General features: G+C 64.9%; 23 protein-coding genes. 12 read left to right on the top strand and 11 right to left on the bottom strand.

What is annotated here, in order from left to right:
* Nucleotides 1-7: 7 nt before the first annotated feature.
* Nucleotides 8-526 carry an RNA 2',3'-cyclic phosphodiesterase gene (gene thpR, locus ACQ4WP_RS13345; protein WP_436521303.1) on the bottom strand — a complete coding sequence of 173 codons (519 nt, stop codon included), beginning with the start codon at nucleotides 524-526 and terminating at the stop codon, nucleotides 8-10.
* A 95-nt stretch (nucleotides 527-621) separates the two neighbouring features.
* On the opposite strand from thpR, the gene ACQ4WP_RS13340 reads away from it, so the two are divergent.
* Together ACQ4WP_RS13340 and cysK are read left to right on the top strand one after the other, a co-directional pair.
* The gene (locus ACQ4WP_RS13340) at nucleotides 622-1,086 is read left to right on the top strand and encodes an FKBP-type peptidyl-prolyl cis-trans isomerase (protein ID WP_035822462.1); all 465 of its coding nucleotides are present in this window, start codon (nucleotides 622-624) and stop codon (nucleotides 1,084-1,086) included.
* 84 nt (nucleotides 1,087-1,170) lie between these two features.
* Entirely contained in the window at nucleotides 1,171-2,103 is a 933-nt protein-coding gene (gene cysK, locus ACQ4WP_RS13335; protein WP_436521301.1) for a cysteine synthase A, read from the top strand.
* Here the strand turns inward: cysK and ACQ4WP_RS13330 are convergent.
* Nucleotides 2,064-3,365: an SGNH/GDSL hydrolase family protein gene (locus ACQ4WP_RS13330; RefSeq protein ID WP_436521299.1), complete on the bottom strand. Its 1,302-nt coding sequence runs from the start codon at nucleotides 3,363-3,365 to the stop codon at nucleotides 2,064-2,066. The genes cysK and ACQ4WP_RS13330 overlap by 40 nt on opposite strands.
* 100 nt (nucleotides 3,366-3,465) lie before the next feature.
* Between ACQ4WP_RS13330 and ACQ4WP_RS13325 the strand changes: the two genes are divergently transcribed.
* Nucleotides 3,466-4,371 carry a LysR family transcriptional regulator gene (locus ACQ4WP_RS13325; RefSeq protein ID WP_436521297.1) on the top strand — a complete coding sequence of 302 codons (906 nt, stop codon included), beginning with the start codon at nucleotides 3,466-3,468 and terminating at the stop codon, nucleotides 4,369-4,371.
* 89 nt (nucleotides 4,372-4,460) lie between these two features.
* Nucleotides 4,461-4,862, top strand: coding sequence for a ribosomal maturation YjgA family protein (locus ACQ4WP_RS13320; RefSeq protein ID WP_436521295.1), 402 nt, complete (start codon nucleotides 4,461-4,463; stop codon nucleotides 4,860-4,862).
* A gap of 2 nt (nucleotides 4,863-4,864) precedes the next feature.
* Here the strand turns inward: ACQ4WP_RS13320 and ACQ4WP_RS13315 are convergent, their stop codons facing one another.
* The 3 genes from ACQ4WP_RS13315 to ACQ4WP_RS13305 all read right to left on the bottom strand — a co-directional run bounded on the left by ACQ4WP_RS13315 (nucleotide 4,865) and on the right by ACQ4WP_RS13305 (nucleotide 8,843).
* The gene (locus ACQ4WP_RS13315) at nucleotides 4,865-7,678 is read right to left on the bottom strand and encodes a M16 family metallopeptidase (RefSeq protein WP_436521293.1); all 2,814 of its coding nucleotides are present in this window, start codon (nucleotides 7,676-7,678) and stop codon (nucleotides 4,865-4,867) included.
* A 79-nt stretch (nucleotides 7,679-7,757) separates the two neighbouring features.
* Nucleotides 7,758-8,114: a conjugal transfer transcriptional regulator TraM gene (traM, locus tag ACQ4WP_RS13310; protein WP_436521291.1), complete on the bottom strand. Its 357-nt coding sequence runs from the start codon at nucleotides 8,112-8,114 to the stop codon at nucleotides 7,758-7,760.
* A complete protein-coding gene (locus ACQ4WP_RS13305; protein ID WP_436521289.1) occupies nucleotides 8,115-8,843 on the bottom strand; it encodes a P-loop NTPase family protein in 729 nt (242 codons plus the stop codon).
* Between the two features lie 212 nt (nucleotides 8,844-9,055).
* Between ACQ4WP_RS13305 and ACQ4WP_RS13300 the strand changes: the two genes are divergently transcribed.
* Nucleotides 9,056-10,825 carry a GGDEF domain-containing protein gene (locus ACQ4WP_RS13300; protein ID WP_436521287.1) on the top strand — a complete coding sequence of 590 codons (1,770 nt, stop codon included), beginning with the start codon at nucleotides 9,056-9,058 and terminating at the stop codon, nucleotides 10,823-10,825.
* On the opposite strand, the gene ACQ4WP_RS13295 is transcribed toward ACQ4WP_RS13300, so the two are convergent.
* Complete coding sequence (locus ACQ4WP_RS13295; protein WP_436521285.1) at nucleotides 10,818-11,300, bottom strand: CinA family protein; 483 nt, start codon at nucleotides 11,298-11,300, stop codon at nucleotides 10,818-10,820. The genes ACQ4WP_RS13300 and ACQ4WP_RS13295 overlap by 8 nt on opposite strands.
* A gap of 222 nt (nucleotides 11,301-11,522) precedes the next feature.
* Here ACQ4WP_RS13295 and ACQ4WP_RS13290 point away from each other — a divergent pair, with 222 nt between their 5' ends.
* From ACQ4WP_RS13290 to ACQ4WP_RS13280, 3 genes are read left to right on the top strand one after another with little or no spacing between them, the layout of a single operon-like run.
* On the top strand, nucleotides 11,523-12,140 hold the full coding sequence (locus ACQ4WP_RS13290; protein ID WP_436521283.1) for a TOL_0243 family YfiR-like periplasmic protein: 618 nt from the start codon (nucleotides 11,523-11,525) through the stop codon (nucleotides 12,138-12,140).
* On the top strand, nucleotides 12,141-14,171 hold the full coding sequence (locus ACQ4WP_RS13285) for a sensor histidine kinase, YfiR-like protein-associated (RefSeq protein ID WP_436521281.1): 2,031 nt from the start codon (nucleotides 12,141-12,143) through the stop codon (nucleotides 14,169-14,171).
* Complete coding sequence (locus ACQ4WP_RS13280) at nucleotides 14,168-16,744, top strand: EAL domain-containing protein (protein WP_436521279.1); 2,577 nt, start codon at nucleotides 14,168-14,170, stop codon at nucleotides 16,742-16,744. The genes ACQ4WP_RS13285 and ACQ4WP_RS13280 overlap by 4 nt, the downstream gene beginning before the upstream one ends.
* Nucleotide 16,745: 1 nt before the next feature.
* On the opposite strand, the gene thiL is transcribed toward ACQ4WP_RS13280, so the two are convergent.
* Nucleotides 16,746-17,726, bottom strand: a complete 981-nt coding sequence (gene thiL, locus ACQ4WP_RS13275; protein ID WP_436521277.1) for a thiamine-phosphate kinase — start codon at nucleotides 17,724-17,726, stop codon at nucleotides 16,746-16,748.
* Nucleotides 17,727-17,815: 89 nt separating this feature from the next.
* Here thiL and ACQ4WP_RS13270 point away from each other — a divergent pair, with 89 nt between their 5' ends.
* On the top strand, nucleotides 17,816-18,421 hold the full coding sequence (locus ACQ4WP_RS13270) for a hypothetical protein (RefSeq protein WP_436521275.1): 606 nt from the start codon (nucleotides 17,816-17,818) through the stop codon (nucleotides 18,419-18,421).
* Here ACQ4WP_RS13270 and ACQ4WP_RS13265 read toward each other — a convergent pair.
* Entirely contained in the window at nucleotides 18,418-18,939 is a 522-nt protein-coding gene (locus ACQ4WP_RS13265; RefSeq protein ID WP_436521273.1) for a MarR family winged helix-turn-helix transcriptional regulator, read from the bottom strand. The two genes, ACQ4WP_RS13270 and ACQ4WP_RS13265, sit on opposite strands and share 4 nt — an antisense overlap.
* A 122-nt stretch (nucleotides 18,940-19,061) precedes the next feature.
* Between ACQ4WP_RS13265 and ACQ4WP_RS13260 the strand changes: the two genes are divergently transcribed.
* From ACQ4WP_RS13260 to ACQ4WP_RS13250, 3 genes are all read left to right on the top strand, one after another.
* Complete coding sequence (locus ACQ4WP_RS13260) at nucleotides 19,062-20,261, top strand: MFS transporter (RefSeq protein ID WP_436521271.1); 1,200 nt, start codon at nucleotides 19,062-19,064, stop codon at nucleotides 20,259-20,261.
* Between the two features lie 36 nt (nucleotides 20,262-20,297).
* Entirely contained in the window at nucleotides 20,298-20,666 is a 369-nt protein-coding gene (locus tag ACQ4WP_RS13255; protein WP_436521269.1) for a hypothetical protein, read from the top strand.
* Between the two features lie 185 nt (nucleotides 20,667-20,851).
* On the top strand, nucleotides 20,852-23,170 hold the full coding sequence (locus ACQ4WP_RS13250) for an NADP-dependent malic enzyme (RefSeq protein ID WP_436521267.1): 2,319 nt from the start codon (nucleotides 20,852-20,854) through the stop codon (nucleotides 23,168-23,170).
* A gap of 58 nt (nucleotides 23,171-23,228) precedes the next feature.
* Here the strand turns inward: ACQ4WP_RS13250 and ACQ4WP_RS13245 are convergent, their stop codons facing one another.
* The 3 genes from ACQ4WP_RS13245 to ACQ4WP_RS13235 all read right to left on the bottom strand — a co-directional run bounded on the left by ACQ4WP_RS13245 (nucleotide 23,229) and on the right by ACQ4WP_RS13235 (nucleotide 25,689).
* Nucleotides 23,229-24,065 carry a universal stress protein gene (locus tag ACQ4WP_RS13245; protein ID WP_436521265.1) on the bottom strand — a complete coding sequence of 279 codons (837 nt, stop codon included), beginning with the start codon at nucleotides 24,063-24,065 and terminating at the stop codon, nucleotides 23,229-23,231.
* Between the two features lie 310 nt (nucleotides 24,066-24,375).
* The gene (locus ACQ4WP_RS13240; RefSeq protein WP_436521263.1) at nucleotides 24,376-24,876 is read right to left on the bottom strand and encodes a hypothetical protein; all 501 of its coding nucleotides are present in this window, start codon (nucleotides 24,874-24,876) and stop codon (nucleotides 24,376-24,378) included.
* Between the two features lie 66 nt (nucleotides 24,877-24,942).
* Nucleotides 24,943-25,689 carry a M56 family metallopeptidase gene (locus ACQ4WP_RS13235; protein WP_436521261.1) on the bottom strand — a complete coding sequence of 249 codons (747 nt, stop codon included), beginning with the start codon at nucleotides 25,687-25,689 and terminating at the stop codon, nucleotides 24,943-24,945.
* Between the last annotated feature and the right edge of the window lie 4 nt (nucleotides 25,690-25,693).

The raw sequence follows: 25,693 nt of genomic DNA, 5'->3' as shown, positions 1-25,693 counted from the left end.
ACGCTGCTTAGGTCAGCCTTCTGCTGGCCAGGATGCGGTAGTCGCCGCTGCTTTTCAGCGATTCCACCAGCACCAGTTCATCCGCCTGCCAGGCGATGGGCGCGCAGTCGCCGATGGCCGGCGGCGGCGCCTGGCGCGCCAGGGTCACGTGCGGCGTAAAACGGTCGTGCTCGAAACGGGGCGCCAATCCCTGTTCGGCCAGGCCGTGCATGCAGGCCGCGCGCAAGTCCAGCAGGGCGGGCGAGGGCTGCGCCAGCGCGGCCCAGGCCAGCGCCAGCTTGGTAAAGTGGCTGGCATGATCGAATATCAGGGGCATGGCGCGCGCCGGCATGTGCGCCAGGATGTCGAGCAGGGCCGGCACATCGCTGGCCGGGCGCTGCCCCAGGAAGGCCAGGGTCAGGTGTAGTTTGTCGGGGCGCACGGGCTTGCCGTCCAGCAGCGCCTGCCAGGCGACCAGCGCCGCGCGCGTGGCCGCGTCGGGCCATAGCGCGTAAAACAGACGGGGGCAATGTGCATCGGGCGACAAGTTTTTCCTATCGTTGCGGCGGTTTGCTATTATTGGCCTTCCCTGCCGGTTGGCTGGCGCAGGGATCTCACCGAAACTCACTGAAAGAATACATCATGACGCGTAGCTCCGTTTTGTTTGCCCTGATCTGCTCCGTCGCCGCGTCGCTGGCGCAGGCACAGGCGCCAGCGCCTGTTCCCGCCTCCGCCGTCTCGCTGAGCCCCGGCCCTGTCGCCGATAAATTGATCCTGATCGACAACAAGGTCGGCACGGGCAAGGAAGCGTCCGCCGGCAATGCCGTCACCGTGCACTACACGGGGTGGTTGTACCGTCCCCTGGCGAAAGATTCGCGCGGCAAGAAGTTCGACAGCTCCGTGGGCCGTGGCCCGTTTGACTTCCCGCTCGGCAAGGGCATGGTCATCAAGGGCTGGGACCAGGGCGTGGCTGGCATGAAAGTGGGCGGCAAGCGCACCCTGATCATTCCAGGCGAACTGGCGTATGGTCCGCGCGGCGCCGGCAATGGCGACATTCCGCCGAACTCGGCACTGATCTTCGACGTGGAATTGCTGGACGTTAAGTAATTGTTCACTTTGGCGGCGGCGCATGCTCGCGCTGCCGCTAAAAGCGGTAGACTGGGGTTTCTTGAAATAGCGGAGATTCCTTCCATGAACATCGCCAACGACGTCACTGAACTGATCGGCAACACCCCCCTGGTGCGCATCAACCGCATCGCCGCCGGTTGCAATGCCACCATCCTGGCCAAACTCGAATTCTACAATCCCGCGCACAGCGTCAAGGACCGCATCGGCCTGTCCATGATCGTCGCTGCTGAAGCAGCGGGCAAGATCCATCCCGATACCGTCATCGTCGAGCCTACCAGCGGCAACACGGGCATCGCGCTGGCCATGGTGTGCGCCGCGCGCGGCTACCGCTGCACCCTGGTCATGCCCGACACCATGAGCCGCGAACGGCGCATTCTGCTGCGCGCCTATGGCGCCGAGCTGGTGCTCACGCCGGGCAGCGAAGGCATGCTGGGCGCCATCCGCAAGGCCGAGGAAATGGTCGCGGCCGATCCGCGCTATTTGATGCTGCAGCAATTCAACAATCCGGCTAATCCCGCCATTCACCGCGCCACGACGGCCGAGGAAATCTGGCGCGACACGGATGGGCAAGTCGACATCGTCGTCGCCGGCGTGGGCACGGGCGGCACGATCACCGGCATCGGCGAAGTGCTGAAGGAACGCAAGCCCGGCCTGCAAGTGATCGCCGTGGAACCGGAAGCGTCGCCGATGTTGTCGAAAGGCACGAAAGGACCGCACCCGATCCAGGGCATCGGCGCCGGTTTCGTGCCGCAGATTTTGAACACGACCATCTACGATGAAATCATCTGCGTCAAGAGCGACGATGCGTTCGCCACGGCGCGCCTGGCCGCCAGCGATGAAGGCTTGTTGGTCGGCATCTCGTCGGGCGCTGCCCTGTGGGCCGCCCTGCAAGTGGCGCGCCGTCCGGAAAACGCGGGCAAGACCATCGTCACCATCATCCCGTCGTTCGGCGAGCGCTACCTGAGCACGGCCCTGTACGCGGGTTTGGGCGACTGATCTTTACTATTATTAAGCAGTAGCGACAGATCGATTCCTTCCGCCAGCGCCCGGTTGCCTGCGTCGCCCGGGTGCAGGTGGTCGCCCGAGTCGTAGGCGGGCAGCAGGCGCAGCGGATGGGCAGGGTCGCGCACCCAGGAGTCGAAGTCGAGTACGGCGTCAAAATGGCCGCTGCCGCGTATCCAGGCGTTCAGTTGCTGGCGCAGCGCATCTTTTTCCGGCTGATAATAGTCGTTCAGCGGCGTGCCGGGCAGGGCGCCTGCGAACGGCGTCAAGGTGGCGCCGACCACGCGCACGCCGCGGCTGCGCGCCAGGGCGATCAGCTGGACATAGCCGGCCGTCAATTCTTCCAGGGTGGGACGCTTTTCCCGTGGCGCAAATGCCGTGCCGGGCCAACTGATGTCATTGATCCCCAACAAGACGACGACCGAGCGCACGCCCGGTTGCAGCAGCACGTCGCGCTCAAAACGCGCCAGGGCATTGGCTCCCATGCCATCGGCCAGCAGGCGCCCGCCGGAAATGCCCGCATTGATCACGGCCACGCTCTGCGGCGCCAGGCGTTCTGCCAGCACGTCGGGCCAGCGCGTATCCTTCCCCAGGCTGGCGCTGGCGCCATCGGTAATCGAGTCGCCGAGGATGACCACCGCTTGCGCGGCCGGCGCCGCTTCCACCTCGATTGCACTGAGCAAGAGGCGCGCCGTGGTGGTCTGCACGCCGGGTGCGTCATCAATGCGTGCGACCCGCGTCTGGTCATGCCGGGCGATCCACGCCGTCTCGCGGCCATCCCAGTGAAACGTGGAGACGGGGCTGGCCTGCGGCAGGTGGACGCTCACCGTCAGGCGGGCCAAGTCCGGCACGGACAGCGCGACGGGGTCGCTGACCAGAGGCGCGTCCGGCGCCACAGTGGCCGAGGGCTGGCCGGCAAAGGTCAGTGTGCGCAGGCTGTCCGGGCGGATCGCCGAACCGTTCTCTGCCAGGGCCACGGTAGCCGCGCCGATGCGCAGCGGCACCTTGCCATACGCATTCGACAGCACGATGCGCACGCGCGGGCCGCCCACGCTGATGCGCGCCACCTGGCGCACGGTTTGCCCGCGCAGCATGGCGGGCACATTGCTGGGGAGCAGGAAATCGGCGCCCCAGACGGCTTGCGGGCTGGCCGTCCAGCTGGCCAGCCAGGCGGTATCGGCGCTGGCGGCCTGGACAGGGCTTGTGCTCAGTGCCAGGCTCAACAGGGTGGCGGGGAGGATGGAAAATCGTTGCATGGCGGTTCGCTTCATCAAGGGGGAATATTTGCATGATGAAAGCAAAACCATTTATGCACTAGACTATCTCATCGAAGAACATTTATGAGTTGAATTCACAATGGCCAGACTGGATGTCAATCGTTCCGGCGAGCTGGAAGTGTTTGTGCGCGTGGTCGAGCTGGGCGGTTTTTCCGCCGCCGCGCGCGCCTGCGGCATGACGCCGTCGGCCGTCAGCAAGCTCGTCGCGCGGCTGGAAGAGCGCCTGGGGGCGCGCCTGTTGAACCGCTCCACGCGCCAGCTGCAGTTGACGGCAGAGGGCTGCAGCCTGTACGAACGGGGGATGCACGTGCTGGCAGCCCTGGATGAGGCCGAGCGCTGCGCGGGCGTGCAGGATGTGCCGCGCGGCAAGATCAGGGTCAATGCGAACGTGCCGTTCGGCCAGCATTTCCTGCTGCCGCTGGCGCCCCTGTTCCTGGAACGCTATCCGGAGGTGACGCTCGACATCGTGCTCACCGATGCCGTAGTCGATATCCTCGAGCAGCGTACGGACGTGGCCGTGCGGGCTGGCCCGCTGAAAAGCTCCAACTTGCTGGCGCGTAAGCTGGGCCAGACGGGCATGCTGATCGTGGCGGCGCCAAGCTACCTGGCGCGGCACGGCACGCCGCTGCTGGCGGCCGAGCTGCCATCGCACAATCTGCTGGACGCCAATTATGTGCGCGCCCGCTCGGGCTGGCCGCTGCGCCTGCCCGAGGGTGACGTCGTCGTGCCGGTCACGGGCAATGCGCAAGCCAGCGATGGCGAAGCCTTGCGGCAACTGGCGCTGGCGGGACTGGGGCTGGCGCGTCTGGCCGCCTTCCAGGTGCGCGCCGATATCGCGGCGGGCCGCTTGCATGCCGTGCTGGAAGAGTTCAACCCGGGCGACAGCGAGGAAGTGCATGCCGTCTTCGTGGGGCAAGGCGGGCATGTGCCGCTGCGCGTGCGCGTTTTCCTTGATTTCCTGGCGCAGCATGTCGACCTGGGTTGATGCGATAGGCTGCAGCCGGATGCGGCCGCGCAGTACAATATCGGACGGGCCGTAATGGTTCGGCCCGTATTGTGCCTTTGAATGGAAATATGTTCCTGGTAAAACCTGAACGCCGCCGCCTGCTGCAGGTGGGCGCGACCGTGGCTGTCATTGCACTGGGCCTGGCCTCGCGCGCCTATCCCCAATTCCTTCCCGCCGCGCTCGGCAAGTATCCGGGCGACGCCCTGTGGGCCATGATGATCGTCTTTGCGCTGGGCACCTTCGCCACGCGCATGCGCACGTGGCAGCTGGCGCTGTATTCGCTGCTGATCTGCTTTGCCGTCGAATGTGGCCAGTTGTACCAGGCGCCATGGATCGTCGCGCTGCGCGCGCATCCCCTGGGGCACCTGGTGCTGGGTTCCACCTTCGGCTGGGCCGACTTGATCGCCTACACGGCCGGGGTGGCCGTGGCGGCGTTCATCGACAAGCTGGCGCTGTTCAAGCGCCGCTAGTCTTATTTGACCTTGCCCTCCGCGTCGCGCAATTCCACCGGTGCCAGTTTCAGCTTGGTCAATTGCGGGGCGATCTTCGCCTTGTCGCCCACGCCGATAACGATCAGCTTTTCCGGCTGCAGGTATTTCTTTGCCACCTGCTGCACCTGCTTGTCCGTGACGCCGGCAAAGCGCTGCGGCAGGGTCGCGTAGTAGTCGAGGCCCAGGCCGTAGATATACGTGTTGGCCATGCTGGCGCTGATGCTGGCATTCGTCTCGAACTGGCCCGGCAGCGACAGTACCTGCGAATTGCGCGCATTCGACAATTCCTTGGCCGTTAACGGCTTGGCGATCATGGCGCGGATTTCCTTGAAGGTTTCCGCCACGGCCGGACCCGTCACGTCAGTGCGCACGCCTGCGGCGATGGAGAACGGCCCCGGCTGGCTGCGGTACTGGAATTGCGAGCGCACGCCATACGTGTAGCCCTTTTCCTCGCGCAAATTATTGCTCAGCCGGCTCGTAAACAAGCCGCCCAGCGCCGCGTTCATCACTTGCAGCGGCGCATAGTCGGGCGTCGTGCGGGCCACGGCGATGGTCGACAGGCGCACGGCCGTCTGCGGCGCGCCCGGTTTGTCGACCAGGATCAGCCTGGCTTTCGTCGTGGACGGCGCCGCTGTCACGGACGGCGCTACCGTGCCCGCCTTCCAGCTGCCGAACTTGGCTTCGGCCAGCGCCTTCAATTCCGCAGCGCCGATATCGCCCGAGACGATCAGAGCCGCATTGTTGGGCACATAATGTTGCTGCCAGAACGCCTGCAGGTCGGCGCGGGTGGTGGCCTTCAGGGCCGCTTCCGTGCCCAGCTGGATGGTGCCGTACGGATGTTGCGGGCCATACAGGGCCGCCGCTTCCACGCGGGCCGCCACGGCCCCCGCGTTTTCGCGCTGCTGCGCCAGTTCGCCGATGCGGCTGGCGCGCTGGCGTTCCACTTCGGCCGAGGGGAATTGCGGGTGCTGCACCACGTCGGCCAGCACGTCGAGCGCTTGCGGGAAGGTGGTTTTCAGCGACGTCAGCTGGGCGAACGAAGCATCCGCGCCGGAACCGGTGCCGAGGAAGGCACCCAGTTGCGCCACGTCGTCGGCGATCTGCGGCGCGCTGCGCGTGGCCGTGCCTTCCTGCAGCAATTGCGCCGTAAAGCCCGCCAAGCCCGGCTGCGCCAACGGATTGGCGCCCGAGCCGCTTTTCACCACCAGTTGGGTCGACACCAGCGGCACGGCCGGGTTGTAATTGTGGATCACGGTCAAACCATTGCTCAGGGTGAAGGACGTCGCCTGCGGTAGCACGATCTTTGGCGCGGGCCCGGCCTTCGGCACGGCACTGCGCCATGGCTCGTCCGTATTGATGGCCGTGCCCGGCGCCGCCTTGACCTTGCCCGGTGCCGGCGTCGGCACTTCCGCGCCCAGGTCCGGCGTGCCCGGCACGCCATACACCACCACGCGCGCCTGGTTTTTCAGATAGGTATCGACGGCGCGCTGCAGGCCGGCCGCCGTCACCTGGCGGTAGCGTTCGATATCCTTGGGCAGGTAGCCGGGGTCGCCCAGGTACTGGTTGTACTGGTTCATCATGTTGGCGTTGCCGCCGACTTTTTCCACCTGGCTCAGCATGCTCGTCTCGATGCTGTTGCGGGCCCGTTCCAATTCCTTCCCGGTGGGTCCCTTGGCGCGCAATTGCTCCAGCTCCGCCTGCATGGCTTGCTCGATTTCCTCGGGCTGGTGGCCGGGGCGCGCCGTCACGTCGATGGTAAACACGGAGGTGAGGGCGTTCGAGCTCTGGCTGGCACCCACGTCCTGCGCAATCTGCTTGTCGTACACCAAGGACTTGTACAGACGGCTGGACTTGCCGCCGGCCAGGATCTGCGCCGCCATCGTCAGCTCCGCGTCATCCTTGGCGTAGGCGGACGGCGTCAGCCAGGCCATGAAGACGCGCGGCAACTCGACCCGGTCCTGCACCACGACGCGGCGTTCCTGCGTGATGGGTGGCGTCACCACATCGGGTTTCGGCACGGCGGGGCCGCTCTTGAAGCTGCCAAAGTATTGCTTGACCAGTTCCTTGGTCTTCGCCTTGTCGATGTCGCCGGCGATCACCAGGCTGGCGTTGTTGGGACCATAGTATTTGCTAAAGAATTCCTTGATGTCGGCCAGTTTCGCGTTCTGGATGTCCGCATGCGAACCGATGACGCTGGCGTAATACGGGTGGGTCTTCGGGAACAGCTGGTGGTACAGGGCTTCCTGCACAATGCCATACGGTGCGTTTTCCACGCTCTGGCGGCGTTCGTTGCGCACCACGTCCTGCTGGTTCGTCAGTGCCGTCTGGTCGAGCACGTCCAGCAGATAGCCCATGCGGTCTGAATGGGCCCACAGGGCCAGTTCCAGCTGGTTCGATGGCACCGTGTCGAAATAATTGGTGCGGTCGAAATCCGTGCTGCCGTTCGAATCGGTGGCGCCGGCGCCTTCCAGCAACTGGTCGGCCATGCCGCGCGGCACGTGCTTGGTGGCGGCAAACATCATGTGTTCGAACAGATGCGCAAAGCCCGTCAGCCCCGGCGCTTCATTCGCCGGACCCACGTGGTACCAGACATTGACGGCCGTGACGGGTAATTTATGGTTTTCCACGAGAATCACGTCGAGGCCATTCGGCAGCGTGTATTTTTCGTAGGTAACATTTGGCACGGCCGTGGCTGCCGTCGCGACGGCCGCACCGGCGGCGTGGGCGAGGGTGAGCGGGGCACCGTACAGCGACAGCATCAGGGCGGGAATGGCCAACAGTTTGATCGGTTTCATGCATGCTTCCAGGCTAGGGTGGGGGAAGACGCTGCGGCTCGCTCGTGGCTGGCGCAGCGCGACGGTGCTACGGTCGGTGCTACAGTTTATACAGCAGGGCCGCGCCGCCCAGCACCAGCAGCGCGCAGGCGATGGAGACGATGGCGGCCGCGCCCAGCAAGCGCCATTCGCGCGGCGTAAATATGGGGGCAGCAGACCCGGGCGCTTGCGGCGCGGGCTGGGCCATGGCTGCCGCCGGCAAGGCCGGCAAGCCGCCCGCCGCGCGCGCCTGCGCCGCCAGCGCTTGCGTGGCGGCGTCCAGCAGGGCCAGCTGGCGTCCGACGGTTTCCGCCAGCACCGCTTCGTTCAGCGCCACCAGGGCGAATATCGGGTCGTCCACGTCGACCTTGATGCCCGTCTTGTCGAACACGTGGCTGCGCAGTTTGTGCTGGTCCATCTACCATTGCACCTTGTCGAGTTGTTCGAAGATGTCGCGGTAGACGACCTTGATGCGCTGTTTTTCCATGATGTTGAACTTGTCGTTCTGCAGCACTTCCTGCATCGTCAGGCGTGCCGTGTTCATTTTCTTGACGTCCGCGCCGAAGGTGTCGGGATTGCGCTGGCTCAAGGTGATGCTGCCTTTGACGCGCGCGCGGTTGTCGGCATACGACTGCGATTCGACGAATTGTTTACCGGAGGCCGATTGCAGCAGGCCGAAGTGTTCGTTTTGCCACAGCACCAGCGGCACTTTCGTCGATTGCGCCGTGGCGACAAAACCCGTGGCCGTGTCGTGCAGGGTGTCGCCGCCGCCGACGATGGTGTGGATGTACACCTTGCGGCCCGATTCTTCCAGCAGCGAGAAACAGTCGTTTTCCAGCAGATAGCCCATCAACGGCGAAAACGTATTCGCGCCGTTGTCGATCACGCAGTTGCCGTCTGTGTCGAGGATGTCGATCATCAGCGCGTCGAAGCGTTTCGGGTCGATGTTGCGGGCATCCGTCATCACGGGCACATGCTTGACGTTCATCGCCTTGTAGCGCGAAAAAGTGGCGTTCTCCTGATCGGTGTCATAGCAGCGCAAAGGCGTGTCGTCCTTGCCGCCTATCCACTGGGCCAGCAGGGTCGAGACCAGGGTCTTGCCGATGCCGCCCTTGCCCTGCAGGATGAAATGTACCGTGTTTTGCATTGCGACTACTCCAAGTTGTTGCGTCAGTGACAATCAAAGATCCGTGACAGCGGCGCGGGCGCCAGGCCAGGCCACGACTGGCATTTTTACCACAATCCTTTGCAAATATGCCATGCGGAACAGCGAATCTGGTTATGATGTTAATCAGGATACCATTGATACAGAGCAAGTTTTGTGTGAAAAATCCACCCCAGAGTGTGAACGAGGACGCAGTGCCGATCTCCAGTCTCGATAAAGCCGACATTGACCGTCTGAATCAGCAAGCCCTGTCTTGCCTGGTCGGTAACCGCCGCCAGGCACGCCGGCTGGCGCAGATGGCGCTGGCGGCGGCGCAACGACAACAGTATGCGCGCGGTGGCGCGTATGCGGAACTCAATCATTGCTGGCTGGCGTATTACGCGGGCGAGGCCGAGCCATCGTGCGAGCGCCTGCGTGCGTATTTCCAGCACAGCGGCGACCTGGAAGGGGGCATGGAAGTGGCCGCCTTGCAGGGCGCGTATGCGAGCCGGCGCGGTGATTTTGCCGATGCCGAACAGCACTTCCTGCAGGCGCGCAGCCAGGCCGCGCAGATACCCGATTCCTTGCACAAGTTCATGTTGTACGCGCGCCTGGGCGTCGATGCCCTGAACCGTGGCGATACGCAGGACGGCCCGCGCAATTTTTTGCTGGCGCTCGATATCGCCGAACGTTTCGGCAGTCCCGCGCACCGGGTCAACAGCTTGTCGAACCTGGCGTCATCGCAGCATGACCTGGGCAACGATGAAGACGCCATCCCCCTGCTGGTCGAGGCGCTCGAGATCATCGGCACGCAAAAGCTGAAATACCAGCAAACCATCGTTTCGGCCAACCTGGCCATGTGTTTATTGGCCACCGGCAAGCCGGCCGAGGCGCTGGCGCTGGTGGAACCGTTTTATGAGTGGCCGGAAGAAGACCTGGCCATCCGCGCCTTTTTGTTCTGCATCGCCGCCCACGCGGCCATCTTGCTGCAGCAGCCCGAGAGCGCCTTGCAATTGCTGTTGCGGGCCGAAGAATATGCGCGCCGCGGCCAGGACCTGGAAGAGCAGATGCACGCGTGGCTGGTGCGCGGCAAGCTGGACTTGCATGCGGGCCAGACGGCGCAGGCGCTGGCGTCCCTGACGCAGGCGCACAGCCTGCTGAGCTGGACGCGCAATCCGTTTCACCAGCAGCAGATCTTGCGCGGGCTGGCCGAGATCAATGCCCAGCTGGGCGAATGGCAGGCGGCGTACGGCTTTTTGCAGCAATACCAGGCCGCGTTCGAGGCCAGCAGCAAGTCGGCGCGCGCCTCGCGCAGCCTGATGCGCAACCTGGAAAAGGAAATGCACAGCCTGAAGGCCGAGCGCGACAAGGCGCTGGAGCTGCAGGCGGCGCGCGAGACGGAAAACGTCAAGCTCGAGCACCTGAACCGCGAACTGGCGCACCAGATCCTGCATGTCAATTCCTTGCAGGACAGCCTGAAGGAGCAGGCCATGCGCGACCACCTGACGGGTCTGTACAACCGCCGCCATTTTGAAACCTGCCTGAATGCCATCCTGCACGCGGCCGACGCGGATGCGCCCGTGGCCATCGCCATCATCGACCTGGATTTCTTCAAGCGCGTCAATGACACCTACGGGCATAACTTTGGCGATGAAGTACTGATCCAGTTCGCGCGCCTGGTGGAGAGCCAGCTGCGCGGCAGCGACATGGTCTGCCGTTATGGCGGCGAGGAGTTCTGCCTGCTGTTGCGCGAAGCCGACAGCAACATCGCTGCGCACAAGATCGACGATATCGCCGCGCGCTACCGCCAGTTGCTGATCCGGCAGGCGCCGCACAGCTTGACGGGCTGCACCTTTTCGGCCGGCATCGCCGAGTATCCGCGCCATGGCGCCGGCCGCCACGAGTTGCTGATGCGCGCCGACAGCGCCCTGTATGCGGCCAAGCAGGCGGGCCGCGACCGCGCCTGCATCGCCGAGATCAGTTGATGAATCGCAAAAGTCCCTGCAAGGCATGGACGACGGCCTGTTCGCGCACGGCTTGCCGGTCGCCGGCAAACACCAGCCGCTGCGTCTGCACGCGCCCGTGCATGGCCCAGCCGAAGCAGACGGTGCCGACGGGCTTGCCGGGCACGCCGCCCGTGGGGCCGGCGATACCCGTGGTCGAGACGGCCACCTGGGCCTCGCTGTGGGCCAGGCTGCCTTGCGCCATGGCGGCGGCCACTTCCTCGCTGACGGCGCCGTGTGCGGCGATCAGCTCGGCGGGCACGCCCAGCATGCTGCTCTTGGCCCCGTTGGAATAGGTGACGAAGCCCCGTTCGAACCAGACGCTCGAGCCTGAGATATCGGTGACGGCCTGGGCCACGCCGCCGCCCGTGCACGACTCGGCCGTGGCCAGCAGCAGGCCCTTCGCCTGCAAGGCCAGGCCAACTGCGGTGGAGAGGGGGACGAGTGCGTTGCTCATGGATGACTCCTGCATGCGGTGGAAGGGTGGCAAGACTGTAGCATGGCCAACGGTAAAAGAAACTTTCCCCGGTAACAGCGAAAATGCGTACACTCTTTTATACATTTGCTACCACTTCGGGCCGGCAGGCGGGCTGTTGCTGCGCCGCCCTGGTGCGCATCGCCCGAATAGGCACGCGGCATGGTGCTGCGTCGTCGTATGCATTATCTTTACTCGGTTGTCATGGCAATTCTGAACTGGACCTGGTGGTGTCATCCTGGCCCCTTGCGCCGCCCCGCGCGCGGCGCTGCTCGCCGCTCCCTCCGCTGGGGCTGGCTATTGCTGCTCCTGGGCGTGCTGTGCGCCGATGCGCGGGCGCAGGTGCCGGGGGAGCTGGAGCGCCAGGTCAAGGCCGCGTATCTGTACAAGTTTGCCGGCTATGTCGAGTGGCCCGACGGCAGCTTTGCCCGGCCCGACTCTCCGCTGGTGATCGGCGTGGCGGGCGCCGATGCGCTGGCCGAACAGCTCGAACAGAGCGTGGCCGGGCATAGCGTCAACGGCCGCGCCGTGCAAGTGAAAAAAGTGCGCCGCGGCGAAGCGCTGGCCGGACTGCACGTGCTGTACCTGGGTGCACTGGAGAAAACGGCCCTGCAGGAGATGCTGGCCGCCAGCCGTGGCCTGGCGTTGTTGACGGTGTCCGATTCGGATGAGGTCTATGCGATGGGCAGCATGATCAATTTTGTGATGGCCGAAGACAAGGTGCGCTTCGACGTGGCCCTGAAACCCGTGGCGCAGGCGCATATCCGCATCAGCGCGCGCATGCTGCTGGCCGCCTATCGCGTGCAAACGGGGGGCGCCTAGATGATCAGACTGCGTTCCATCCGCCACAAACTGATGTCGGTGGTCTTGCTGACCGCCCTGGTGGCGCTCGTCATTTCGCTGGGCACCATCGTCGCCTACGACTTGCGCGCCTACCACCGCAACCTGGTGGCCGATATCAGTACCCAGGCCGAGCTGCTGGGACACATGAGTTCGGCCGCGCTGGCCTTCGACGACGAACGCCTGGCGCTGGAAAACCTCAACCTGATGCGCATCCGCCCGCGCGTGACGGCCGGCGCTCTGTACAAGGCCGACGGCAGCCTGTTCGCCAGCTACCGCGCGAATGAGCGCGTGGGCGAGCTGCCGGCAAAGGCGGGCAAGGAAGGCGAAAACATCCAGGGCAGTTCGATGGAACTGTTCAAGCCCATCGTCGACAATGGCGAACTGCTGGGCACCGTGTATCTGCGCGCCGATTATGAGCTGGCCGGCCGCACGGCCGATTACCTGGCCATCGCGCTGGGCGTGACGGTGCTGGCGCTGCTGGTGGCCTTGCTGCTGCTGCGCCGCCTCGATTTCGTCATCACGCAGCCCATCCTCGATATCGCCGACGTGGCGCGCGAAGTGATCGAGACGGGCGACTACTCGCGCCGCGCGCGCAAGCTCAGCGACGACGAAGTGGCGCAGCTGGTCGATTCCTTCAACAAGATGCTGGCCGAAATCGAGCTGCGCACGCAGGCGCTGGAGCGCTCGAACGGTGAACTGGCGCGCGAAGGCGAGCAACGCACCCAGGCGCAGCAGGAAGTCATGCGCCTGAACCAGGAACTGGAAGTGCGCGTGCACGAGCGCACGATGCAGCTGGAAATGACGAATGGCGAACTGGCCATGGCGATGGAGGAGGCGCGCAGCGCCAACTATGCCAAGTCGGCGTTCCTGTCGTCGATGAGCCATGAATTGCGCACGCCCCTGAACGCCATCCTGGGCTTTGCGCAAATCCTCAGTTCCGACCGCCTGCCGTCGACCCTGGCGCAAAAGAAGGAGTTCGCCGGCCATATCCTGAAATCGGGGCGCCATTTGCTGACCTTGATCAATGAAATCCTCGACCTGGCGAAGGTGGAATCGGGCACGGTCAGCCTGTCGCTCGAACCGGTGGGCCTGGACGCCATCTTGCAGGAATGCCGCGACATGATCGCGCCGCTGGCCAGCCAGCGCGGCATCGGCATGGCCTTCCCGGATGCCTGTCCGCTCAACGTGCTGGCCGACCGCACGCGCCTCAAGCAGATTTTATTGAACCTGCTGTCGAATGCGCTCAAGTACAACCGCGAGCAGGGGCAGGTGGCCATCGATTGCGCGCCGCAGGCGGGCGGGCGGGTGCGTATCAGCGTGCGCGATACGGGGGTGGGCCTCGATGCCGAACAGCTGGCGCTGCTGTTCCAGCCCTTCAACCGGCTGGGGCAGGAAGGCGGCACGGAAGAAGGCAGCGGCATCGGCCTGGTGGTCACCAAGCGTCTGGTGGAGCTGATGGATGGCAGCATCGGCGTGGCCAGCGCGCCCGGCGAGGGCAGCATTTTCTGGATCGAGCTGCGCGTGGTCGATGCCTTGCCCGTACCCGTGGCCCCGGCCTTGCCGCGGCCGGATCTGGCCGGGGCGCTGCTCGAGCACAGCGCCCCCGTCACCTTGCTATACGTGGAAGACAATCCCGCCAACCTGACCCTGGTCGAGGAAATCGTGCGCTACTGCCCGCAATTGCAGCTGTTGACGGCAACGGATGGCCGCCTGGGCGTGGAAATGGCGCGCACGCACCTGCCGCAGCTGATCCTGATGGACATCAACCTGCCAAATGTGAACGGCACGGACGCCCTGAAACTGCTGCGCGCCGATCCGCGCACGGCGCACATTCCCGTCATCGCCCTGACGGCCAATGCCATGCCGGGCGATGTGGAGCGCAGCATGGCGCTGGGCTTTTACCGCTATCTGACCAAGCCGATCAACCTCGATGAATTTACCGAGGCGATCAACAGTACCCTGGCTTATGTGGCGCAGCAGCGCCGGCAGAAGGGAACGGGCGCGGCATGATCAGCCAGGCCGATATCTATGCGGCGAAAATTCTCATCGTCGACGACCAGGAAGTCAATTTGCGCCTGCTCGAGCATCTGCTGGAAAGCGGCGGCTACACGGCCATCACCAGCACCCTCGACGCGCGCGCCGTGGCCGGCCTGCACCAGCGCCATCAGTTTGACCTGATCATCCTCGACCTGGTCATGCCCGGCATGAGCGGCTATGCCGTGATGGATGCGCTGCGTCCGCTGGAGCTGGAAGGCTATCTGCCCGTGCTGGTGATCGCCGCCGACCCGGACGCCAAGCTGGCCGCGCTGGAAGCGGGAGCGCGCGACTTCATCAGCAAGCCGTTTGACGCGCTCGAAGTGCTCACGCGCATCCGCAACATGCTCGAAGTGCGGTTGCTGCACCGCGCCGCGCGCCACTACAACACCTTGCTCGAACGCACGGTGGGCCAGCGCACGGCCGAACTGCAGCGCTTTCGCGGCGCCATGGACGCCACCACCGACGCCATCTTCCTCGTCGACGTGCAGGGCATGACCCTGGTCGACATCAACGACGGCGCTTGCCGGCTGCTCGGCTATACGCGCGCTGAACTGCTGGCGCTGGCGCCCGGCACCTTGCTGCCGTCGCCGCCGGCCCCACCCCTGGCCGCGCTGCCGGGTGGCCCGGCCCACCTGGCCACGGAAGTGACGGAATGCGAACTGGTGCGGCGCGACCTGAGCCTGGTGCCCGTGGAACTGGGCTGGCACTGGTATGCGCAAGCGCCCGTGGCGGGCGGGCAATCCACGGGCGGCCTGCTGCTGATCGCCGTGGCGCGTGACATCAGCGAACGGCGCCAGGCGCAGGAACGCCTGAAGCACCTGGCCCATTACGATGGCTTGACGGGGCTGCCGAACCGCAGCCTGTTTTACCAGACCCTGGCCCAGGCCGTCGAACTGGCGCAGGAGAAAAGCTGGCGCATCGTGGTGCTGTTCATCGCGCTGGACCGCTTTAAAAGCATCAACGACACCCTGGGCGCGGCGCTGGGCGACGAACTGCTGCGCCAGTTCAGCAACCGCCTGGTCGAATGCGTGCGCCTGCGCGACACGGTGGGGCGCCTGGGCAACGACGAATTCGCGTTGATCCTGACCATGAGCCGCAACCAGCAGGAAGCCGTGGCGGTGGCCAACCAGGTGCGCGAAGCCTTGCGCGCGCCGTTCGACTTGCGCGGCCATGCGGCTACCCTGACGGCCAGCATCGGCATCGCCATGTATCCGGACGACGCTACCGATCCGGAAACGTTGATCAAGTACGCGAATACGGCCATGGGTGGCGCCAAGCAGGCGGGGCGCGACGGCTACCGCTTTTTCACGGCCGGCATGAACGTGCAGGTGCTGGCGCGCCTGGATCTGGAACTGGCGCTGCGCCATGCGCTCGAACACGAGCAATTCATCCTGTACTACCAGCCGAAAGTGGACTTGCGCACGGGCCGCATCAGCGGCGTCGAAGCGCTGCTGCGCTGGCGCCGCCCCGGCTACGGCCTGGTGGCGCCGGCCGAATTCGTGCCCGTGCTGGAAGACACGGGCCTGATCGTGCGCGTGGGCACCTGGGTGATCCAGGCCGCCTGCCGCCAGATCGCCGAGTGGCGCGACAGCGAAGTGGGGCTCGTGCACGTGGCCGTGAACGTCTCAAGCCGCCAGTTTGCCGAAGGCGACCTGGAAGGCGAGGTGACGCGCGCGCTGGCGCAGCAAGGCGTGGCGCCGGAACTGCTGGAGCTGGAGCTGACGGAAACGGCGCTGATGTCGAATGCCGAACGCACCATCGTCGTGCTGGGCAAATTGAAAAAAATCGGCGTGAAGGTGGCCATCGACGATTTCGGCACCGGCTACTCGAGCCTGGCGTATCTGCAGCGCTTCCCCATCGACAAGCTCAAAATCGACATCGCCTTCGTGCGCAACATCACCAGCAACCCGAACGATGCGGCCATCGCGCTGGCCATCGTCAGCATGGCGCACAGCCTGAAACTGAGCGTGGTGGCCGAGGGCGTGGAGTCGCGCCCCCAGCTGGAATACCTGCGGCGCAACCGCTGCGACGAGATCCAGGGCTTTTATTTCAGCCGCGCCCTGCCGGCACTGGAACTGGGGCAGATGATCGTCGCCGGCGCCGGCCTGCCGCCCGGCCACGACCCGGCTGCCCAGCCGGCGCAAACCCTGCTCATCGTCGATGACGACGTCAACGTGCTGTCGTCGCTGCACCGCCTGTTCCGCCCCGAGGGCTATCACATCCTCACGGCCAGCACGCCGGCCGAAGGGTTTGAAATGCTGGCCCTGCACCGCGTGCACGTCATCGTCTGCGACCAGCGCATGCCCAGCATGAGCGGCACGGAGTTCTTGAGCAAGGTCAAGGAACTGTACCCGGAAACCATCCGCATCATCCTGTCCGGCTACACGGGCCTCGAAGCCGTGCTCGACTCGATCAACCGGGGCGCCATCTACCGTTTTTACACGAAACCGTGGGATGACACCCAGTTGCGCGACAACATCCGCCTGGCCTTCCAGCACTACTGGATGGTGAACCAGCCGGGGCTGGCGCGCTTGGCAGTGCGCTAACTCAGTCGCTGAAGTGGTCGAAGGACGATAACTGCAAATCGAGCGGCAAGCCTGCCGCATCGACCAGCCGCAAGCCCGCCTGCTCTTCGATGCGTCCCACGCGCGTGACGGGTGTGCCGCAGCTGGTCGCCAGCGCGGCGATGGCGTCGCGCGACGATGGGGGCGCCGTGAAGCACAGTTCATAGTCGTCGCCGCCGGCGGCCGCGTAGCGGCGGCGCAGGATGGTCGCTTGTTGCGCCAGCACGGGGCCGGCAGGCAGGGCGTCGACGTCGAGGGTGGCGCCCACCTGCGAGGCTTTTAATATATGACCGAGGTCGCCCACCAGCCCGTCCGAAATGTCGATGGCCGCATGCGCGAGGCCCGCTTCGGCCAGGGCGCAGCCCAGCGCCACGCGCGGCGAGGGCGTGTGCATGCGCGCGGCGGCCATCAGCAGGTCGGCTGGTGCCAGCTCCTGTTCCATGCGGTAGCCGGCCAGCGCCAGGCGCGCGTCGCCCACCGTGCCGCTGACCCAGATGTCGTCGCCCGCCACGGCCGCGCTGCGGCGCAGGGCCTGGCCCGGCGCCAGTTCGCCAAACACGGTGATGCAGATATTTAAGGGACCCTTGGTGGTGTCGCCGCCGATCAATTCGCAGCCAAAGGCGTCGGCCAGCGCAAACAGGCCTTCGGCAAAGCCGGCCAGCCAGCCACGCTCGGCTTGCGGCAGCGACAGGGCCAGGGTAAATGCCACGGGACGCGCGCCCATGGCGGCCAGGTCGGACAGATTCACGGCCAGGCTCTTGTGCCCCAGCATGCGGGCGTCGGCGCCGGCAAAGAAGTGCCGGTTCTCGACCAGCATGTCCGAGGAGATGGCGATCTGCTTGCCGGCACTTGGCGTGAGCAGCGCGCAATCGTCGCCGATGCCCAGGGTGGCGCGGCCGGGGCGCTGGCGCACGAAATATTGTTTGATCAGGTCGAATTCGGAAAGCGCGTCGTGTGGGGCCATGGCGTAGTCTGTGCGTTGAATGATGGTGTGGCCCGGCTATTATAGGCTGGCCTACAATACAGGCCTTTGTCACTGCCGAGCCGCTTACCATGCCCATCATCGATATTCACGTCCTGTTGCAATCCTGGCTAGACCATGGCTGGCTGCGCGACCCGCAAGCCGTTGGGCTGACAAGCTTCGAGGCGCAGGAGCTGGTGGCGCACGGCTTCGATGCCGTCAGCGACGGCGGCCAGCTGTGCCTGTACGAGGACGAGCGCCTGTTCCGCAGGGGGCGGCGGCCGGTGCAGGCCTCGTTCAAGGCGTATCTGCAGCGCGGCCAGCTGGGCGCGAATGGCCTGGGCCTCGGCTATCAGGTGCAACTGGCCAGTTTTCTGCGCGCGGCGCGGCAGCCCTTGCCGGCGTTTCGCGTGCTGCTCGAGCAGGGTGGCCGCAGCGGCGCCCTGCTGTTCGACAGCGGCCTGGTGCTGCAATTTTCCGCCAACTTGTGGGGCAAGCCGCGCCATTACTACCTGACCCTGGTGGAAGGGCATGTAGCCGACGCCCAGGTTCCCGACCGCGACAGCGATATCGACTTGCGCGCGGCCAGCGTGGGCCATGTCCAGGCCCTGTACGACAGCCGAGACCCGGCTGAACTGCAGCGCCTGGCCCGGCGCGGCAATGCGGCGCTGCGCGAGCTGGCGCGCCTGCTCGCTTAAGCTTTCTTCGCCTGCGCCATGCCCTGCAGCAGCTTGGCCAGCAACTGGTCGAGCTGGCGCTGCTCGTCCGCGTTCAAAGGCGAGAGCATGGCGCGTTCGTTCTCCACGTGCAGCAGCACCAGCTTTTCAATCAATGCCAGGCCCCTGGGCGTCAGGGCCACCAGCACGCCGCGCCGGTCCGTCGGGTGCTTCTGGCGTTCGATCAGGCCTGCCGCTTCCAGCCGGTCGATGCGGTTGGTCATGCCGCCCGAGGACAGCATGGCCGCTTCGTACAGGGCCGTCGGCGTCAGGCTGTAGGGCGTGCCCGAGCGGCGCAAGGTGGCCAGCACGTCGAATTCGCCCGGTTGCAAACCGTGCTCGGCAAACAGGGGATTGAGCCAGTCGCGCGCCATCAGCTGCGCCACCGTGCCCAGCTGGCCCACCAGTTGCATGGCATGCGTATCCATCTGCGGCAGCTCGCGCTGCCATTGTGCTGCGGCAAATTGCGCGCGCGCGTGTTCTTGCGGGGTATCCGTCATGGCGTATGCATTTATCTCGACATCAAGATAGATTTCTATCTTTATGCTAAGATACTTTTCATCAAGTTATTATGTAACGCATTAAACCACGTGCCTCCCCGCGAGGCAAGGACAACTCTGCCATGCCTGTTGAACGCCCCGTACCTTCCCCACTGCCCTCGTCCGCCCTGCTGGTGGCCGCCATCATCCTGCTGGGCTTGAACTTGCGGCCCATCCTGGCGGCCATCGGCCCCTTGCTCGACAGCATCCAGGCCAGCACGGGCATCAGCAATGCCGACGCGGGCTTGCTGACCACCGTGCCCGTGTTCGCCATGGGCGTGTGCGCGCTGGCGGGCGCGCAACTGCAGCGCCGCCTGGGCGTGGCGCGCGGCATCTCGCTGGGCATCGCCATCATCGCTGCCGCCTGCGCCCTGCGCTGGCCCTTGCACGGCAGCAGCGGACTGATCGCCACGGCAGCCCTGGGCGGCATGGGCATTGCGTTGGTGCAAGCCTTGCTGCCAGCCTTCATCAAGCGCCATTTCCCCGAGCGGGCGGGCCAGTTGATGGGGTTTTACACGACGGGCATCATGGGCGGGGCGGCCATCGCCGCCGCGTCCGCCTCGCCGCTGGCGCAGTCGCTGGGCTGGCAGGCGCTGCTGGCCCTGTGGGCGCTGCCTGCCGGGGCCGCCGCCCTGCTGTGGCGCCGCGCGGCCGCTTCGCGCGTGGACGTGGCCAGCGGCGCGGGCGCCAGCCTGCCCGTGGGTAGTCGTCGCGCCTGGCTGCTGATGGTGTTTTTCGGCATCGGCACGGGTGCATACACCCTGGTGCTGGCCTGGCTGCCGCCGTTTTACACGGAACTGGGCTGGAGCGCCGCCGACAGCGGCTTGCTGCTCGGTGGCCTGACCCTGGTGGAGGTGCTGGCGGGACTGGTGATTTCCAGCATCATCCACCGCTTCCCCGACCGCCGCATCCTGTTGCTGTCCGTCTTGCTATCCGTGCTGGCGGGACTGGCTTGCCTGATCGTGGCGCCCGCCCAACTGGCGCTGCCCGCCGTGATCCTGCTGGGCTGCGGCATCGGCGCGCTGTTCCCCCTGTCGCTGATCGTCAGCATGGACCACGTGCATGATCCGGCCAGCGCCGGCGCCTTGCTGGGCTTTGTGCAGGGCGGTGGCTACATCATCGCCAGCAGCATGCCCTTCATCGCCGGCCTGATCCGCCAGCACTCATCCAGCCTGGCCCAGGCCTGGATGGTGATGGCGGGCGGCGTGGTGGTGTTATTGTTGATCGCCGTGCGCTTCGCGCCGGGGGCGCGGCTGGCGTCGCCTGCAGGGAAAATCGCGTAGGCTATCGGTTTTTCCCCGCGAGAAAGAGGTACCACCATGGCTGACGATATGGCTGCGCCACCCTCCCTGCTGCCCGCCAACCGTCGCATCGTGTTGTCCGGCGAGGATGCGCTGCGCATCCTGCAGGAGATCGAATTCCTGCTGCAGTCGCTGCATCACATCGGCCGCCATTATTATCCCGACGGCGACGATGACGGCGCCGATGCCCTGCGCCGCGCGCAGTATTGCGCGGAGACGACCCGCTTCATCGATGAGGTGCAAGCCACGACGCGCCTGGCGCTGATGCGCAGCATCCTGTCCGCGCCGTTTGACACGACCCTGGGCGCGGACGAGATGGACGATATCGAGCGCGCCGTCGAGGCATTGCCGCTGTGGCGTGCTCCCGGTGTCTATCATAAAAACTAATTGAAATCTAAAATTTGATAGTTTTTCCTGCTCAGGACGTTTGTGCCGCCGGACGGCTTTACAATGCTAGGTTATGCGTTTTCGTGATATCAGACTGTGGCTAGCGGAAAATACCTAGCTAATTGAAAGAATCGGTCTGATAAAATCCGGAACACCCGATCGACCAAACAGGAAGGCAGCACAGCATGGATTCGTCATCTGATAAAAAAGAAGAATTGCGTCAACAATTGCGCTTGGCCGCACTCGAGTATCACGAGTGCCCGCGCCCCGGCAAAATCAGCGTGACGCCCACCAAACAACTGACCAACCAGCGCGACCTGGCACTGGCCTACTCGCCAGGCGTGGCGGCACCGTGCGAAGAAATCGTCATCGATCCGGCGAATGCCTATAAATATACGGCGCGCGGCAACCTGGTGGCCGTCATCACCAACGGCACGGCCGTGCTGGGACTGGGCAATATCGGCCCGCTGGCCGCCAAGCCGGTGATGGAAGGCAAGGGCGTGCTGTTCAAGAAATTCGCCGGCATTGACGTCTTCGACATCGAAATCAACGAGATGGACCCGGATAAACTGGTCGATATCATCGCTTCGCTGGAACCGACCTTCGGCGGCGTGAATCTGGAAGACATCAAGGCGCCCGAGTGTTTCTATATCGAGCGCCAGTTGCGCAGCCGCATGAAGATTCCCGTCTTCCATGACGACCAGCATGGTACCGCCATCATCGTCGGCGCGGCCATCCTGAACGGTTTGAAGGCTGTCGGCAAGAAAATCGAGGATTGCAAGCTGGTCGTGTCAGGCGCTGGCGCCGCGGCGCTGGCCTGCCTGGACCTGATCGTCGACCTGGGCTTCCCCCTGAAAAACATCTACGTCACCGACCTGGCCGGCGTGGTCTACAAGGGCCGCACGGAACTGATGGACCCGGACAAGGAACGCTTCGCGCAAGACACGCCGCTGCGCACCTTGGGCGAGATCATCCCGGACGCCGACATCTTCCTGGGCGTTTCCGCCGCAGGCGTGCTGAAGCAAGACATGGTGCGCAAGATGGCGCCGAACCCGCTGATCCTGGCGCTGGCCAATCCGAATCCGGAAATCCTTCCTGAAGAAGTCAAGGCCGTGCGCAGCGACGCCATCATCGCCACGGGCCGTTCGGACTATCCGAACCAGGTCAACAACGTGCTGTGCTTCCCGTACATCTTCCGCGGCGCCCTCGATTGCGGCGCGACGACGATCACGCGCGAAATGGAAATTGCCGTGGTGCATGCGATCGCCGACCTGGCGCATGCCGAGCAGTCGGACATCGTGGCCACCACCTACGGTATCAGCAACCTGTCGTTCGGTCCCGAATACCTGATCCCGATGCCGTTCGATCCCCGTTTGCTGATCAAGATCGCGCCAGCCGTCGCCAAGGCGGCCGAGGAATCGGGCGTCGCCACGCGCCCGATCAAGGATTTGCAAGCGTATGCCGACAGCCTGCAGCAATTCGTCTACCGCAGCGGCACCTTCATGAAGCCGCTGTTCCTGAAAGCGAAATCGACGCCGGCCGAACTGAAACGCATCGTCTACGCGGAAGGCGAAGAAGAGCGCGTGCTGCGCGCCGTGCAAGTGGTGGTCGACGAGAAGCTGGCACGCCCCATCCTGGTGGGCCGTCCGCCCGTGCTGGAAGCGCGCATCGAGAAATTCGGCCTGCGTCTGAAACAAGGCGCCGATTTCGACGTCATCAACCCGGACTTCGACGAGCGCTATCGCGATTACTGGAACACGTATTACGCCATGACCAGCCGCAAGGGCGTCACCGAGGAATACGCTAAACTGGAAATGCGCCGCCGCCACACCCTGATCGGTTCGATGATGATCCATAAGGGCGACGCGGACGGCATGATCTGCGGCACCTTCGGCACCACCCAGCTGCACCTGAAATACATCGACCAGGTGCTGGGCAAGCGCGCCGGCAGCAATGTCTACGCGGCCATGAACGTGCTGATCATGCCTGAACGCCAGTTGGTGATGGTCGACACGCACGTCAACGAAAACCCGGACGCCGAGCAGGTGGCCGAGATTACCATCATGGCCGCCGAGGAAATGACGCGCTTCGGCCTGTCGCCGCGCGCGGCCCTGCTGTCGCACTCGAACTTCGGTTCCAGCGACAGCGCTTCGGCGCAAAAGATGCGCGCCGCCCTGGCCATCATCAAGGAACGCGCGCCGGACCTGGAAATCGACGGCGAAATGCACGGCGATACGGCTCTCGACAGCAAGCTGCGTCAAAAAATCATGCCCCATTCGGCACTGAAGAACGACGCCAACCTGCTCGTCATGCCGAACATCGAATCGGCCAACATCGCCTATAATCTGGTGAAAGTAGCGGCCGGCAACGGCGTCGCGGTCGGTCCTATCCTGCTCGGCTGCGCCAAGCCTGTGCACATTTTGACTCCGTCGGCCACCGTGCGCCGCATCGTCAACATGACGGCCCTGTGCGTCGTCGATGCCGTGGCGCAACGTAAAGCGTAAACGCTAGCTGCTCAGCAAAAGCCGCGTCATCCGCCAGGGTAGCGCGGCTTTTTTCATATCAGTGCGCCATCAGCACCGGTACCGTCATCTGGCGCAGCACCGTTTCCGTCACGCCGCCCAGCAGGATTTCGCGGAAGCGCGCGTGGCCGTAGCCGCCCATCACCAAGAGGCCGGCATGCACTTCGGCGGCCATGGCCAGCAGCGCTGCGCCGATGTCGCCCGTAGTGATGGTTTGGCGCACCTCGACGGGCACGCCGTGGCGGCTCAGGTAGGCGGCGATGTCGGCACCCGGATGGCGGGCCGGCTGCGCATGGCCGGCCGGCGGGTGCAGCAGGGCCAGCACCACCAGGCGCGCCGCGCGCAGCAGGGGCAGGGCGTGGCCGATGGCGCGCGTCGCTTCCATGCTGCCATCCCAGGCCACCACCACGGTGTTGTTGACTTCCGCAAACTGGCCGCTGCGCGGCACGATCAGCACGGGGCGGGCCGCGTTGAGCATCACATACGGCACCAGGTCGCTCATGGCGCCTGGCAGCGCCTCGCTGTCGTCGTGCTGGCTGAGTACTGTCAAGTCGCTGTAGCGGGCGCTGACGGCCATGCCGCCATCCTCGTCATCTTCGATCAGGCGCCGTTCCAGCGAGACGGCGCCGGCCTGGCGCGCCAGCGTTTCGAACTGATCCAGCGCCTGCTCCGCCTGCCCGTGCAGGGCGTTGATCTGCGCCGCCACGGCGCCGCCGCGCATGCCGCGGTTGTTTTCCAGGGTAAAGCGCGACACGCCCGTCATCGCTGCGCCGATCAGGTGCGCCTGGTGCGCGTGCGCCAGCCGCGCGGCGATGGCGATGCGCTGCGGCGCATGGCGCGACAGGTCGGCGTGAACCAGGATGGATTTGTAAGCCATGTTGTCATTCGCTAGTCAGGATGGCAACAAGGCTAGAACGGCAACACGGGCAAGTCCAGCATTGCCGTGCCGGGCGGGGATTTTCTTATGCTGGGCTTGATATGGGTCAAAAAAACACGGGTCATGGCCATCTGCAAGGCCATCGCCAGTAAATGACGATCTATTTGATGTGCATCAAAATGCTTGGCCCGCCGCCAGCCATAATGGCATTGAACTCCTTGCCACTTCCAGTGGTCTGCATCGGCGCCGCCAGCATCGTGTCGGCACTTCCTTGTGTGACGCAACAACGCTGGCCGTGGCGGGAGTTCACTTAATTGTAGGGTTGCAAGTCCAGCCACACGGCATACGACAGACGCTTGCCATTCCACAGGCCGCCGCCGCGGATGACGGCGTCGCACGAGGTCAGCTGGCCCACCAGGTCCTGGCGGCCCAGGTTGCGGCGCAGGCGCAGGGCGTCGTTGTGCGACAGGTAGCCGACCAGCTGGCCATCGATGAAGACGGCGATGGCCTTGTCCTGGAACGGATTGGCATCGTCGCAGACGAGCAGGGCCAGGCATTTTTCTTCCGCATTGCCAGGACCATGCTCGCCGGCCAGTTTGGCGATGGCGGGCTGGTACATCGATTCGTTTTCCACTTCCGACGCAAAGCGCCCCTCATCGCTCCAGTGATGCGCGGGCGCGCCCGCAGGTATCACCGGCACGTACTGGCGCACCGAGACGAGCGGCTTGTGCAGCGGTTTGACGGGCGTGCGGCCGCTGAAGACGTAATACAGCAGGGCGATGACGATCACGATGGCAAGCAGGTAAAGCATGGTATCTCTCTGATTTCTGAAGGGGGAGCCGGAGGGGCGCAGGCGCGCTGCGCTGTGTTGCCGCTACTATAGCAAGTTCGCTGCCTGGCCCCGGGTAAATCTGGCCATGATCCGGCGCCGGCGCCGCAGCGTCAGCGGGTCGCTCAGCACGATGGGCGCGGCGCCCGTCAAGCCAGAATAATACTGGCCGTGCCGGCGCAGGACGATGGCATACTCGCGCAGCGCGTGGCCTTGCGCCAGCATGCGCGCGTCGCAATCGACTTCGATGGCAAAGCGCAGCCGGTGCAGCTGCCACCACAGGGGCAGGTTCCATGGCATGAGCACGATCAATGCGTAGGCCAAGGCCAGCAGCTGCGGGTCGCGCGCGGCCAGCCGGCATTGCGCGTGCGCCAGCAGCAGCGCCTGTTGCTGGGAAGGAATCAGTTGCAGCCAGACGGGCATCACGATGCGCGGCCGCAGCAGCCCCGCCACGCAGGGACCGATGCCGCCGCTGAGGAATACGGGCGTGCCCAGCAACGATGATTTTTGCCAGCGGCGCTGGTGCGATAGCAGCCAGACGCTGCGCAGCGCCAACAGCAGCAGCATGCCCGACGACAAGACAAACCAGCCCAGTTTCAGCTGCGACTGTTCTGCCGGCATGACCGCCAGCACGCCCGGCAGCCATGGTAGCGGTAGCAGCACGGACGCGGCCATGGCCGCCAGCCACAGCCAGCGCGTCGTGCGCCCGCGCCGCTGCAGCACGCGCTCGGCGCGCCAGGCGCCGGCCGACAGCAGCAGCGCCAGCGCCATGGTGGATAGCAGCCAGGCCGGCATCGGA

This window comes from Janthinobacterium lyxosi (assembly GCF_051380665.1).
Classification (GTDB): Bacteria; Pseudomonadota; Gammaproteobacteria; order Burkholderiales; family Burkholderiaceae_D; genus Janthinobacterium.
The sequence above is the reverse complement of the archived record's forward strand: the minus strand, read 5'-3'. Positions and strand labels throughout refer to the sequence as shown.